The organism is uncultured Gilvimarinus sp., assembly GCF_963972205.1.
Taxonomy (GTDB): Bacteria; Pseudomonadota; Gammaproteobacteria; order Pseudomonadales; family Cellvibrionaceae; genus Gilvimarinus; species Gilvimarinus japonicus.
Map to the genome: position 1 here is coordinate 228,743 of NZ_CAXAUC010000003.1, position 14,165 is coordinate 242,907.

General features: G+C 52.5%; 11 protein-coding genes. 4 read left to right on the top strand and 7 right to left on the bottom strand.

Annotated elements, in window-relative coordinates; all coding sequences use genetic code 11:
* Positions 1-90 precede the first annotated feature (90 nt).
* Positions 91-1,245, bottom strand: coding sequence for an IS30 family transposase (locus AACY82_RS07935; RefSeq protein ID WP_339616255.1), 1,155 nt, complete (start codon positions 1,243-1,245; stop codon positions 91-93).
* A gap of 474 nt (positions 1,246-1,719) precedes the next feature.
* Here AACY82_RS07935 and AACY82_RS07940 point away from each other — a divergent pair, with 474 nt between their 5' ends.
* On the top strand, positions 1,720-1,914 hold the full coding sequence (locus AACY82_RS07940) for a type II toxin-antitoxin system VapB family antitoxin (RefSeq protein WP_339616256.1): 195 nt from the start codon (positions 1,720-1,722) through the stop codon (positions 1,912-1,914).
* Positions 1,911-2,309 carry a PIN domain nuclease gene (locus AACY82_RS07945; protein ID WP_339616257.1) on the top strand — a complete coding sequence of 133 codons (399 nt, stop codon included), beginning with the start codon at positions 1,911-1,913 and terminating at the stop codon, positions 2,307-2,309. The genes AACY82_RS07940 and AACY82_RS07945 overlap by 4 nt, the downstream gene beginning before the upstream one ends.
* A gap of 44 nt (positions 2,310-2,353) precedes the next feature.
* Here the strand turns inward: AACY82_RS07945 and AACY82_RS07950 are convergent, their stop codons facing one another.
* Positions 2,354-3,013 carry a TetR/AcrR family transcriptional regulator gene (locus AACY82_RS07950; protein WP_339616258.1) on the bottom strand — a complete coding sequence of 220 codons (660 nt, stop codon included), beginning with the start codon at positions 3,011-3,013 and terminating at the stop codon, positions 2,354-2,356.
* A gap of 91 nt (positions 3,014-3,104) precedes the next feature.
* Here AACY82_RS07950 and fabF point away from each other — a divergent pair, with 91 nt between their 5' ends.
* The gene (gene fabF, locus AACY82_RS07955) at positions 3,105-4,370 is read left to right on the top strand and encodes a beta-ketoacyl-ACP synthase II (RefSeq protein ID WP_339616259.1); all 1,266 of its coding nucleotides are present in this window, start codon (positions 3,105-3,107) and stop codon (positions 4,368-4,370) included.
* A 189-nt stretch (positions 4,371-4,559) separates the two neighbouring features.
* Here fabF and AACY82_RS07960 read toward each other — a convergent pair whose 3' ends face one another.
* From AACY82_RS07960 to mrcB, 3 genes are all read right to left on the bottom strand, one after another.
* Entirely contained in the window at positions 4,560-6,317 is a 1,758-nt protein-coding gene (locus AACY82_RS07960) for a hypothetical protein (protein ID WP_339616260.1), read from the bottom strand.
* 857 nt (positions 6,318-7,174) lie between these two features.
* Complete coding sequence (locus tag AACY82_RS07965; RefSeq protein ID WP_339616261.1) at positions 7,175-7,705, bottom strand: tetratricopeptide repeat protein; 531 nt, start codon at positions 7,703-7,705, stop codon at positions 7,175-7,177.
* 59 nt (positions 7,706-7,764) lie between these two features.
* Positions 7,765-10,110, bottom strand: coding sequence for a penicillin-binding protein 1B (gene mrcB / locus AACY82_RS07970; protein ID WP_339616262.1), 2,346 nt, complete (start codon positions 10,108-10,110; stop codon positions 7,765-7,767).
* Between the two features lie 165 nt (positions 10,111-10,275).
* Between mrcB and AACY82_RS07975 the strand changes: the two genes are divergently transcribed.
* Positions 10,276-11,274: an adenosine kinase gene (locus AACY82_RS07975; RefSeq protein ID WP_339616263.1), complete on the top strand. Its 999-nt coding sequence runs from the start codon at positions 10,276-10,278 to the stop codon at positions 11,272-11,274.
* Between the two features lie 327 nt (positions 11,275-11,601).
* Here the strand turns inward: AACY82_RS07975 and AACY82_RS07980 are convergent, their stop codons facing one another.
* Complete coding sequence (locus AACY82_RS07980; RefSeq protein WP_339616264.1) at positions 11,602-12,729, bottom strand: M48 family metallopeptidase; 1,128 nt, start codon at positions 12,727-12,729, stop codon at positions 11,602-11,604.
* A gap of 11 nt (positions 12,730-12,740) precedes the next feature.
* Positions 12,741-14,129, bottom strand: a complete 1,389-nt coding sequence (locus AACY82_RS07985) for a YjgN family protein (protein ID WP_339616265.1) — start codon at positions 14,127-14,129, stop codon at positions 12,741-12,743.
* Positions 14,130-14,165 lie beyond the last annotated feature (36 nt).

The window sequence follows — 14,165 nt, forward strand, 5'->3', positions numbered from 1 at the left end:
GGTGGAGTTTATTGATGCCGCTAACGCGGACTTTGTTTATAAGCTCGCATCGCCGAGCGTGGCGAGTGACTTTTCTTTGTTTGCTTGATCTCAACCGGTCAGCGCAACACATGCAGCAAATCTATCAGCGGGCGTTTCAAAACCCAAGGTCTTTCTGGGGCGCTCGTTTAATTTTCTCGCAATTTTGTTGAGGTGTGCTTGCGAGTGTACGGACAGGTTAGTCCTTTTCGGGAAGTACTGCCGAAGCAAGCCATTCGTATTTTCGTTACTCCCTCTTTGCCATGGGCTTTGAGGATCACAAAAGTACACTTCAACACCGGTGGCGAGTGAAAATCTCTTATGCTGTTTTAGTTCGGCTCCGCGATCCCAGGTGAGTGATTTATACAGCTCCTGAGGTATATCTTTCGCTTGCCGTGTAAGCTTCTCAACGACCTCCGAGGTCTTTTTACTGTTCACGTTGACGAGTGCGACGTAGCGCGTAGATCGTTCGACCAATGTCGCTATACAGCTACTACAGGTTCCCTCAATCAAGTCACCCTCCCAGTGTCCCGGCAGAGCTCGATCCTCAGCTTCCGGTGGCCGTACACTAATCGACACAAGATCAGGGATCGCTCCACGGCGCTCAGACTGAATGCCGTTGGGTTTACGATACCTGCGACGCTGCCTGAGATGCTTGTGTAGCTCGGCTTTTAGAACACCCCGAGCCTGTATATATAGACTCCGGTAGATGGTTTCGTGAGACACTTGATAGCTCCTGCTTCCTCCGAATTGGCGCTTGAGCCAACCCGCGATTTGCTGTGGTGACCAATCATTTGACAGTTTGCGGGCGACGATATCTCTCAGTCGACTATTTAATTTAAGCTTGCAGTGCTTCGGCCGGCGGGCACGAACAAAGGCTTCTTGGTCAGCCTGAACGGCTCGGTAAGCATCTTTTTTCCCGTTGCGGTTCAGTTCACGGCTAACGGTTGAAGGTGGTCGGCCTATTGCTCGTGCTATAGCGCGAATGCTTTTCCGTGCAGCAATTCCTCGTGAAATTTCCTCTCTATCGGCCAAAGTGAGTGCATCTGGGCAACGCCTGCGCAGAGCTGGCGCGATACCACCGGCACGACAGACCAGCTGTCCAATAGGGGGCGGTGTTCTAGATAATGCTCGGCTAATAGCTGCGAGCGACTCACCTTTTTTCCAGCGTTGCCAGATCTCACCTTTCTCCTCAGCACTAAGTCTTCGTCTAATCAGCTGGGTCATAGAAAATCTCCTAGTTCACACGATACTATGATACGTGTTGCAATGACCCATTGAGACCAGCTGGGCAAATCAAAGTAACCAAAAGAAAGCCCACCCCGGCATCTCAGCCCTAACGGGTTCCCTCGCTCCGGCCTATTTTAGCGGGCCGCATTGACAGGCCTTCCTTGGCCTGACAATGCTTGCGTGAGGGCCCTGCTCACTTACCCCCTAAAATAGGCCTCCGCTCGGCTGGATGCAGGGGACTCTCAACTTCGTAGTAACTACTTATGCAGGATTGACTATTCAAAGCCTAATACAGGTCACTTTTTAAAGATCTACGACAATAACCCTATTAATTCTAGATGTGGTGGAGTTTATTGAGGTAACAACGTTACTAACCCCTACGGACAAGCTGCTACCGCAAGCGCAACTTTGTTGACGCAATCTTAATGTGTATATAAAATAAAATTATACACATAGATGGAGTTTAGAACCATGCGAACCAATATTGAAATTGACGACAAATTGATGATTGATGCGCTCAAAGCCACGGGCCTAAAAACCAAAAAAGAAGCGGTAGAGCTGGGCCTTAAGACGTTGATTAAGCTGAAAAAGCAGGAGGGAATCAAGCGCTTTAGAGGCAAGTTAGGATGGTCGGGTGACCTAGACGACATGCGACGTGTCTCGTGATTCTCGTAGATTCCAGCGTCTGGATTGACTATTTCAGTGGCAACAACTCAACAGAGGCCGACTTTCTTGACCGTACCCTAGGAAATCGCGCCGTCGCTATTGGCGATCTGATACTCACGGAAGTTCTGCAGGGTTTTAGGCACGAAAAGGACTACAAAACGGCCAAAAGCCTTCTGGAGGAGCTGACCGTGCTTGAGCTTCTCGGGAAGAAAATCGCTATGAAGAGCGCCGACAATTTTCGCAAGCTACGCAAGCAAGGCATTACTATCCGCAAGACCGCCGACGTTATCATTGCATCGTACTGCATTGAGCATAACCTTCCCTTACTATTCTCAGACAAGGACTTCCAACCCTTCGTTGAACACTTGGGGCTGCGAAATGCTGCATACATTTAACGCCGCACTGCAGCGAGCTTGTCCGCTGTAATGTTTGTTAGCATTTACGTAGTCGCTTCTTGCCCCACGCTGCCCAGCATACCTTCCACCTCGCTCTCTTTAACGCCGAGCATCTGTAGAATGTTGCGCTGAGCGACATTTAGGATGTGGTGGCGTTCCTGCCCGATAGGGAGGCTTTTGGCGATGGCTACGGCGCCTATCAGTGAGGCGAGAATGGCGCGAGACTTGTCCGCGATAACCTTGCGGTCGGGGTCGATGGGGAGTTTCTTCAAGCGACCCAGCGCGATGAGGCGGGTTTCCAACATCTTCTTCATGCGTAAGTATGAAGCTTCGAACAAGGTACGGATCTCGGCGTTCTCGTTACCGATTTCATTAAACAGCACCGATTCAGGCCCCGGCGTGCGCGTTCGTTCCAGCTCCTGAAGGCTGCAGCAGTTTGCCACCAGCTCCGTCAGGTGCTGCACCGACAGCGGTCCCTTAACCAACCTGGCCGCACGGCTGCGCTCCAAGGTTTCTCGTACCGAGGCGTGATAAAGCGCTTCCTTCGATGCAAAGTGCGCGTAGAAAGCGCCATGAGTCATCTTGGCAAGCTTCATGATCTGGCCGAGAGAAACCTTCTCGAAGCCCTGGCGGCTGAACAACTCGATAGCCGACTTGAGGATGCGCTCTCGCGACTTGGCCTTGCGATTTGTCGGATAGGCCATGGTGTTCTCACTTTCTCACGCTGAATATTATCTTGATCATATCAAGCCTGATGGTAGCGTAGCACAACACTAACCATGCAGGAAAACCACTATGCAATCACCGCTCGTCATCACTGGCATGGGCACAGTCAACCCCCTCGGCAGCGGCGTTAAGGCAAGCTGGGAGCGTCTTCTGGCTGGTCGTTCCGGCGTTTCTTTAATCAGCCGATTCGATACCGCCGATTTACCCATCAAGGTGGCCGGCTCGGTCCCTGGCATCGATGAAGATCCGGAAGCGGGCCTTGACCCAGATCGCGTGGCCAATGCAAAAGACCGCCGCAAGCTGGAGCTGTTCAGTCTATACGCTTTAGCTGCCGCCGAAGAGGCACTGACCCAAGCCAATTGGTTCCCGTCGAGCGACGCGGATCGACTGGCCACCGCGACCATTATAGGTTCTGGCATTGGCGGCTTTCCCACCATAACCCAAGCGCAAAACACTTTGTCGACGCGCGGCCACCGCCGCCTTTCGCCTTTCACTGTGCCGGCTTTTCTCGCCAACTTGGCGGCGGGGAATGTCTCCATTCGTTATGGCTTGCGCGGGCCGCTGGGCTGTCCCGTTACAGCCTGTGCAGCCGGCTTGCAGGCAATAGGCGACGGTATGCGCTTGATACGCAGCGGCGAGGCGGAAGTAGCGTTGGTAGGCGGTGCGGAGGCCTGTATCGATCCGCTGTCGCTTGCCAGCTTTCACGCCATGAAGGCGCTATCCACCGAACAGGACGATCCCACCTGCGCGTCACGCCCCTTCGATCGGGCACGCAATGGCTTTGTCATGGGGGAGGGAGCAGGAACGCTAGTGATCGAGACTCTGGCCCACGCCGAGGCACGCGGGGCAACACCGTTGGCCATGCTCAGCGGCTACGGCACCAGTGCGGATGCACATCATATTACGGCCGGGCCGGAGGACGGCAGTGGTGCGGCGGCGGCCATTCGGGCGGCGCTGCGAATGGCCGGGCTGGCTCCCGACGCGATCAATCACATCAATGCTCATGCCACCTCGACGCCGGTCGGCGACCGAGCGGAAATAGCGGCACTACGCAACGCCTTCGGCGGCGCACTTGCTGGCATCCCGATTTCCGCTACTAAGTCGGCCACGGGTCACCTACTCGGAGCCGCTGGCGGAGTGGAAAGCATTTTTTCTGCCTTATCGGCAATGCACAACCGGCTGCCCCCTACCCAGAACCTGAAAGATGCCGACGAGGGGCTAGATGACTTGGACTTTGTCTCCAGCGCCGCGCGCGAACACCCGACACAGCACGTGCTATGCAACGGATTCGGCTTTGGCGGGGTGAATGCTGCCCTGATCGTCAGCAAAATATAGGGGGTAGGAACCCGAGACCAAGCGCTGCCCATCGGTAGGCAATCAGAAGAAGGCGTCAGCATACTCGACAGCTCCGGGACTGCCTGTCCCGGCAATGTGTCAGTGAAGGCCTGGACTACCTGCTAACGCCGCGCTCTGCGGAAAATTTGTCCGATAGCAGCGCCTTGCTATGCCATCTTGCGATCCTCATCATTTTTTAGGATCTTCAAACATCATCTTACCAATCCACCAAATTGACTGCCCAACATTGGAAATCAATTGTTGCCCTTGCCTTAGATACGAATTTTCAGTGTCAATTCCGGCAAGATCTAAGGCTTCTCCGATTTTTGAACTTGTCGGGTGTGCATCACCTAATCGCATATCATAAGCACCTACAATTGGGCCAAAGACTTTACGAGCAGCAGCATCTCCAACTTTCTGGGATAGTATGTCTTGCAGTAGTTTGTTTGAGCCAAGTTTATCCTTATTCGCATGTACCGATAACGCCCGCACCCCTTTGACATTAAGCCGGTCAGAGAAAACGCGTACAATTTCTTTTGCTAGCCTTAGCAATGACGCCTGATCTTTACTTTCGAATCTGGATATTTTCTTTAAGGCTTCTTTACGGTCTATATCATGTGAGAATAGAGAAACATTAAACTCTTGCTTAAATCCATTCTCCAGCATGCTCATTACCTCAAAAAGTAACTCCTCTACTGCATGTGTGGATGCGGGTTGAGCCTTAACTTGAGAATCTAACAACTCACTGGAAACCTTACCCTCTGGGACTGCATTATGTGCGGCCCATAAGTGCTGTTCCCATAAAGGGAGACGGGCGATGTCATAAGCATATACTGTAATGAAATCCGCTGAGTTTACTCCAAAGTGAATTCGATAACCGGACGTTGAGTGAATAGAACCTGTTTCGGCTGTATACCATTCAAGTGAGAAGCCTCGAAGCCCCAACAACTCATTTATAATACTTGAACGGAACCACAGCCACCTTCCAACGTCTTCATTGTTTAGCTCAGATGATGCGATGCGAGTACTATCTGTTTCGACTATGAATTGAGGTAGATTTGTATCAGCGTCCCCTCTAACGCGTTTGCTTATGCCTTGGTGCTCAATCCATTCATCCCGCCAAAATTCTCCTGCCACCCGTACACCATCATAACCGGACTTGTTTCCTTCAGACTTTTCATAATCAGTATTTTCGTTTGTTTCGGGCCCCATTACAGGAGCGTCTTCCTCTTCGTCTACATCTGTACGCCAAGCACGAAACATTGCCCAACTACCGCCAAATACATCATTCACATTTCGAATAAGTAGTTCATATCGGCCGCCATCCCTTTCTTCTTGGTGGTCTTCCAGGCCAGCATATTCGCTATTTTCAAGTGTCGGTACGTTTTCAACTCTTTGTCGATAGTACGATAGTCTGAGAGATAAATTTCTAGCCGCCAAATAGTCGAGAAGAAACTCTCTTTTTATTTCGATCAGGCGCTGTTCCCCTTTGTCATCGAGAACCTCTCGAGCTACTATTACAAAATTTTCTTCTGGCCTTACCCAATTACTCCCCTCTTTTATAAGGCGAAGCGCTACTACTAAGTCAGGATTCAATATCCATAAACTTCCGCCAACTACAGGTTGAGGGTGCTCAAATATAAGATGGATTCCGATTGGTTCTTTATCATTCCATTGGTACTGTTCAATTGTAGAATAATAGCCATCTTCATATGCATAAGGTTGAGGGGTACAACCAATCCCAATGTCACTCCAGCTAGCTTTTTCTGCTATTTCTCTGTGCTCTGGAGGAAATGCTACAGAACCACAACCAAAGTACTCGCCAACGTGCCCTATATATTTGCAGTTTCCTTTTTCATCGTTAATTGATGCTCTCAAAGGCACCCAAGTAGACTTTGAAAAAGTCCGGCGAGTTTCCTTTTTTTGAAGAATCCAATCTTGATTCATTGATCGTCAGTTCCTTTGGGCATAACAGCTTGTTAGTGTGCGAGTTGAAAATGCGCCCGGCAACCTATTTCTTGCAGAATACGCTTTAGCAGCAAGATGCACTCCACTGATTTTTAAAATGAAAAGAGCCGCTGAATCACCTATATTTAAAAACTCAAAGTACGTCAGCAAGATTTGTCGCTGGCAACCTAACTCCCTTAACAAGAACATAGCATTCGCCAAATAAGCCTTTGTTTTTAAAAAATTAAAGCCTATGTACGCTATTTTTACGATTTAAAAGTAAGCCGGCTCACATTAAACTCGCGGTTACGTATTTTAGCCGTAACAGAGCAAGAGAAAGGGGATAAACGGGGGATCAAAACAAACATCCATTTAAACACTACTCTCCATTTAAATACGTGCCGATTTAAGCGCTTATTATTTAATAAGACTAACCGATAATGATTTTCATGCCAAGCTGGGAATGCCGACATGACGGTGGAGATCAAAAAAAGCAGCACTTCGCCAGCTCGGTCGGCTACGAAGCGCCGTTTTGGGGGCCCCTGCAGCCAGCCGAGCGCAGGCCTATTTTAGGGGGTAAGCACGCATGGACGCGTGCGCAAGCATCGCCACGCCATGGAGGGCGTGTCGATGCGGCCCGCTAAAATAGGCCGGAGCGAGGGAACCCGTAGGGCTGAGATGCCGGGGTGGCCTCTTTTGATGACTTTTCTGGCCAAACAGAAAAGTCATTCGCCCGCCCGGCGACCGAGGGCACACAAGGCAATAGTCAACCAATGTAATCGTGTGGCACCCGCTCACTAGGTAACTAACTTAAATCACAGGATACCGGATCAAGTCGGGTAGACGGAGAGATCAAACTACAACTCCCCCAACACCCCCCGCAACGCAGCATCCACCGTGTGATCATCACGGCTATAACGCAAACCCTGTTGCGCAAACTGCTGCGCTTGATCGCGATTACCCAAGCGCTGGTAGTTTTCGGCCAGTAACAAATACACCGCCGGGTTACGGCGATCAATACGCAGCGCGCGCTCGGCGCTGGCAATGGCGCGGCTGTAATCGCCATTGCGGTATTCCGATCGGCCTTGCGCCAACAACGAATCTACTGCCGAATTACGGCGCGCTGGTACGGCTGCCTCTGGCTCCTCGACCGGCTCAACCACCCGCCAGCCGCTGTTATTACGCTGCTCGCTGTCAGCATCAGAGCTGCCAGTGTCCGTGTCATCACGGCGGGGCTGCTCTGGGGCGGGAGCTTCCATACCGGGTACGCGTACGCTGGTGCCACTATCCTCTACCGGCGCGCCGCCATTGCTGCCCATCTGGCTGGCACAGCCACTCATTAACACAAGCGCCAACACCGATCCGGCTTTATTTACCATACTCTTCATAATTCTCGCCTAGCGTATTTCGCCCAAACCTGAATCACCTAAGCTTGAGCCAAATTAAATTAATTCCAAAAACGATGCCACCAGCTATTTTCGCGCTGCTGCTGATCTAACCGGCAGTCAACCGCTTGGCTTGGGGCAAAGTCAGCCTCTAGCGGCAGCCAAATGGCACCTTCGCAACCCTCGGCACTTAGCGCGCCGGTGGCGTGATCCAACCAATCAAAGCTAACCCCGTCGGGGGGCGCTAAATTAACGCCGCGAGTGGGCAGCACCGTCATTAAATCGGCCCACACTTGCAGCGCCCCACCACTGCCGGTGAGCGGCGTGGCCGAATTGTCATCGCGACCGACCCAGACTACCGCTAAATGCTCACCGCTAAAACCGGCAAACCAGCTATCGCGCTGATCGTTGGTGGTGCCGGTTTTACCCGCCAGCGGTAAATCGGCGGGAAACAAATTGTATACCCGACGCCCGGTGCCCTCGCGCAATACTGCCTGCAAGGCATATTGCAGCTCAAACGCACTCTCGGGCCTAAAGCGCTGCTCGATACGCAGCGGATAGCGTTTTAGCGGCTCGCCAGTGGCGGTGAGCACGTCGCGAATGGCACGCAGCGGCGTGTAACTGCCCTCGGCGGCCAGCGTGTGGTAGACCCCGGCCACCTCGTAGGGCGACATCTCGACCGAGCCCAGCGTCATGGCCGGCACCGGCGGTATGTAACCGTCAAACCCGGCGCGCTCTAAGGTATCGGCCACTTGCCCCAACCCCAGCTGCATGCCGAGCCGCGCTGAAGCCTGGTTGTACGAGTGCACCAGTGCCTCGATTAAAGGCACCTCGCCATGGCTGCGGCGACTGGCGTTTTGCGGCTGCCACAATTGGCCGTCGTCACTGGTGACGGTGACTGGCTCATCCGAGATGGTGGTACCCAAATTGTATTGGGTGGGCTGCTCAAGCGCGGTTAAATAAACAAACGGCTTCATCAATGAGCCAATCGGGCGATGGGCATCCAGCGCGCGGTTAAAACCAGCGTAGCGCGGGTTTTTATCGCCCACCAGCGCTAATACCTCACCGGCCCCCACCGAGGTGACCAGCATGCCCGCTTGTAGATTTTCTACCTTGTGCTGCGACTCTAGCGATTTTAAGCGCTCGGCTACGGCTTTTTCGGCTTGGCGCTGCACCATGGGCGAAAGCGTTGTAAAGATGCGCAGGCCTTCACTTTTTAGATCTTCCTCTTGGTACTCTTCGGCCAACTGGCGTTTAACCAGCTCGACAAACGCCGGGTACGTGGTTTGAGCGTTGCTGCCAGGCTCGACCACGCCAAGAGAGGCGGCCTTAGCGCGGTTAAACTCATCGTCATCAATCAGGCCTTCGCGGTGCATCACCATCAAGACTAAATCGCGACGCTTTTTAGCGCGCTCGGGGTTGCGCCAGGGGTTGTAATAAGAAGCGCCTTTAACCATGCCCACCAACAAGGCCACCTTGGGTGTGTCTAGCTCGGACACTGGCTGGCGAAAATAGTACTGCGAGGCCAAGGCAAAACCGTGTATCGCACGCGCCCCACTCTGCCCCAAATACACCTCGTTAACGTAGGTTTCTAAAATCTCTGATTTGCTGTAGTGCAACTCCAGCAAGATCGACATCACCGCCTCTTGGGCTTTGCGGGTCAGCGAGCGCTCGTGGGTTAAGTAAAAGTTTTTAACCAACTGCTGGGTTAACGTGCTACCGCCCTGCACCACATCGCCGGAGCGCAAGTTCACCCAAGCGGCGCGGGCAATGGCCACAGGCGACACACCGTGGTGATCGAGAAAGTTTTTGTCTTCGACCGCGAGTAACGTCTCGCCCAACAGCGGCGGCAAATCCGATAGCTGCACCAACAAGCGATCTTCTTGCGCTGTGGGGTAGATACCGCCAATTTGCTCGGGCTCAAGGCGCATAAGGGCCAAAGGCTTATCGCCACTCATTAAACGCGACACTTGACCTTTGCTTACGGTTAAGCCAAAACGGCGGGCTTTATCGCGGCCATCCCAAAACTCAAAGCCGCGACTGTACACATCGTAACCAACGCGCCCACCACTGGCGTGGCGGCTGACCTGCCCCGGGGCCGACACGCGGCTCACAAACCGGTAGCCCAGTGCATTTAGCTCACTCTCAAACAGGGTCGGCGTTAAGGCCATACCCTCGTACAACTCCAGCGGGCGGGCGTACACCCGCGCCGGCAGCGACCACTTTTTACCGTCAAATTTGTCGCGCACCACAAAATCGAGATACACCACCCACAAGCCGGCGGCAATAACGGCAAAGCCCACGGCGTACCAAAGCCACAGTTTTAGCAGCGCCCTGCCGTGCCGGCCTTTAGGAGCAGCTTTTTTGCGAGATTTGCGGCGCGGAGCGGGAGTACGGCGTTTGGTCATAGACAATTCTGTATTGGTGGCAAGCGGATTACTCGCACTTTGATTAGAGCGCGCTTATTTTGCATAATGTGCGGCCAAATACAACGCTGGCGCGTGATCTATTCGACGACTGCGAACATTTAGCGCCCCAACCCCGATACTTAACCCCTGAATACAAGGCTCACCATGACTGATCAATACCACATCTATGGCATCGGCGCCGCGCTGGTAGACACCGAAATTACCGTTACCGACGACGATCTAACCCGCATGGGCGTAGATAAAGGCGTGATGACTCTAGTCGATGAAGCCCGCCAAGCCGAGCTTATCGGCTACCTGCAAGACCACGACATCGCCTCGCAGCGCGCCAGCGGCGGCTCGGGGGCCAACACGATTATTGCCGCCGGTTATTTTGGCTGCCGCAACTTTTACTCCTGCAAAGTGGCCGGCGACGAAAACGGCGAGTTTTACCTCAACGATATCCGCGATGCCGATGTGGTCTACCCAAGCACCCTGGGCAGTCACGAGGGCATTACCGGCAAGTGCCTGGTGATGATCACCCCCGATGCCGAGCGCACCATGAACACCTTTTTGGGCATCAGCGCCACGGTATCGGTGGCCGAGCTAGACGAAGCCGCCATTGCCGCCTCGCAATGGGCCTACATCGAAGGTTATTTGGTCAGCTCCGACACCGGACGCGCCGCCGCCATTAAACTGCGCGAGCTGGCCGAAGCCAACAACACCCGCACCGCCCTGAGCTTATCGGACCCAGCGATGGTGAAGTTTTTTGGAGATGGCCTAGCCGAGATGATCGGCGGCGGCGTTGATTTACTGTTTTGCAACGGCGATGAAGCGCTGGGCTATACCGGTACCGAAACACTGGAAGATGCCATTGCCGCGCTTAAACCCATCGCTAAAACCTTTGCCATTACCTTAGGTGCCAAAGGCTCGGTGGTTTTCGACGGTAGCAACCTGCTTGAGATTCCCACTGAACAAGCAAAAGCCATCGATACCAACGGCGCCGGCGATATGTACGCGGGGGCATTTTTATACGCATTAACCCAAGGTGAACCAATGCAGCGGGCGGGCGAATTTGCCAACAAGGCTGCCACTAAAGTGGTTACCCAGTACGGTCCGCGTTTGCGTGCTGAGCAGCATGAAGAGTTAAAAGCACAGTACTTTTAAGTGCTGTGCTTTTAATTTAAGAGTGGAGGCTGCCGCTGACGCGGGCTTTATTTATAAGCTCGCATCGCCGAGCGTGGCGAGTAACTTTTCTTTGTTTGGCCAAAGCAAAGTAACCAAAAGAAAGGCCACCCCGGCGTCTGGCCCTAACGGGTTCCCTCACTCCAACCCATTTTAGGGGGCCGCATCGACAGGCAATCCCTTGCCTGACGATAGCTTGTGCAAACATCCTTGTTTGCTTACCCCCTAAAATAGGCCTCCGTTCGGCTCAGCCGCAGGGGAGCTCAAAAGCGGCGCTTCGTAGTAAAGCTCGCCTTTACAAATCGCTTGTTACTCAGCGGTAAAATCAATCAACCGCTGCTTTAAGCCTGGATGGGTTGATAAATAATCCTGCCATTGACTGTCGTCTTCATCGCCTCCTTCTGCGATCAGCGTTTCGCACAAGGCTAAACGCTCGGTATCCGACAACGCGTCTTCATCAACGTCCTTAGCATCATCAATCAGTTTGTTACAACGCATGCTGTCGCCCAAGCGTTGCATAAGATCGACAAATGCTTGGCGCTCGATACCAGCCTGATCTAAAAACTGGGCCGAGAACACATCCGCCTCGGTTTCGTGATCACGCGAATAAGCCAGCGTGGTCGCCAACACAGGCAAGCCGATTAGCAAGTCACCCATCGCCGTGCCATCGCCCACTAAGGCGACGTAAACAAAACCCAATACTGCGTTTTGAATCACCGCCCGCAAGCTATGTCGCTCAGCCACATGGCCGATCTCGTGGGCTAGCACGGCAATGCGCTCTTGCGCAGTTTGCGACAGCTCAATCATCTCATCGGTAAAAATAATCGTGCCGTCAGGCAAGGCAAACGCGTTGGCACCGATTTTGTCCCCGCCTTTACGAAACTCGACCTTAAGTGGCATATCGGGGTATTGCGCAAGCACCGGCTGAAACTCTGCCTGCAATTGCGCTTGACGCTCGGCACTTATCTCGCTGTCATCAAAATGGGTGCGATCCAAAATGGTTAAAGTTTCGGCGGATACCGTGTCGAGTGTGCTTTGCGGCAACTGAAACGCAATTAGCCGCGCCGTAGCGGGCACACCATAAACAGCGCCACCCACCAGCACCACAACCGCCAGCACCGCCGCCACAATCACGACGCCCAAATGAGATTCCAGTTTGTGCAACAATCCGGCAGAGGCGCCGTCAATACGTTTTTTTTGCAGCGCATCAACGGCGGCGTTATCAGTTGTTTCAAACGCCGCGCCATTGGCAAAACGCACAAATCGTGCACTATTGCCAAGGCGTGAGGATATATCCAAGTCGTTAACGTTTGCTACCACTAGCGATTCTTGCGTCACAGCATCTGTCACACAAACACTGGTGTCGCCACGCAGCGTTAATACCGCTTCACGAGACTGTGAGCTTTTACCGTCAAACCAGCGACCTTGAATATTCACAACAGGCTCCTTTACAGGCCAATTTCGATATCAAATAAATCGCCCACGCCCTCGGCTAAGGCGTTCACTTTGTCACGCTCTTGATCGGCAAACTCGTTCATATCACCGACGAACACAGCACTGGTGTATTTTGCTTTAAACCGCGCTGTTCGCACTTTAGCCCAAGGGATAAACAGGGCCAAAGTGATAACAATCAACAGGGTGTTTGACACCATCAACCACAAATAAGGACCCAATTTCCAGTTAGCACGCAACGCATGACCTTTAAGTGTAATGGCGTTGTAATTAATATTGGCAACCTTTACCACAAAATAGGCAAAACTAACGAGGTAAACCGGCGCGAACAGCGCAGCCCCGACAAAGGGGTGCGTAACGAAGCCCAGAAAGAACGCAGCAAGACCAAGCAGGACGTACATCCCGATAACCAACAAAAACAAGAGGTAATAGCTGCCGGCCGTGGCCGAAAATTTAAACGACTGGGTGCCGTAGCCGTGATTACCGTAAATAAATTGTTTTTGTTTGAAGAACACAAAAGGAGACAACAACACGATCGCAAGGATCATTGTTATATAGCCAACCACAATCGCACTCGCGATGTCGAAGATCAGCCAAACGGGTAGAAAAAATACCAATGCAAACAAAAGCCCCGACATAGGCCAAAATACAAACGCGCAAGCAGCTCCCCACGACGTGCCAGCAAAAGCAAACGGAACATTGCGGTAATTAGAGTAGCGAGCATTAAACCGCATCGATTTACAGATTATCCAGGGCAAACACACCAAAAGCAATATCCCCATCACACCGGCTGCGATAAGGCTAAGCTCACTGGCCACACTGTAAATAACAAAAAACACAAACGCGATAATACGGCCAATCAAAATCTTTACTGGGTTTGCGGTATAAGAAAAACTCGCCTCATCCAAATAGGTGTTGCCGTAAAAGTATTGTTTGTTACGCACTTTAGCCCAAGCGGAGTAAATGCCCAGCGTAATAATGGAGAGCAAGATATTCACAATCCAGATTTTAAAGTACTCAAAGCCATTGCCCGTAAACACAAAGGGGACATCTCTGGGCGCAGTCGCTGAACCGGGTTCGCCTTTAGAGGTGGTCGCGGCGGCAGGAGTAACGGGCGGTGGGGCGTCCGCTGAGGCAGTGTCGACAGCTGACGGGGTTTCTTGCTGCATCTCACAGGCAACGCCCAGCGTTGCCAGCTTACTGATGTAGCTCGTTGCTTGCTCTTCACTCAGTCCTTTTTTTAAGACCCGCCCGGTATTGGCATACAGCGGTGCGGCTTGTTCTGGGGTTAGGTTAAAGGCTTTAGCAAACCCGGCCTGAGCCTGAATGTTAGTAACGCCGTCGGCAGCCCCGAGTAGAATAATTTTATAGGTTGGTGTAGCCATAAAGTTCCCTTTTTCATCGTTTTTGTGTTGTTGCTT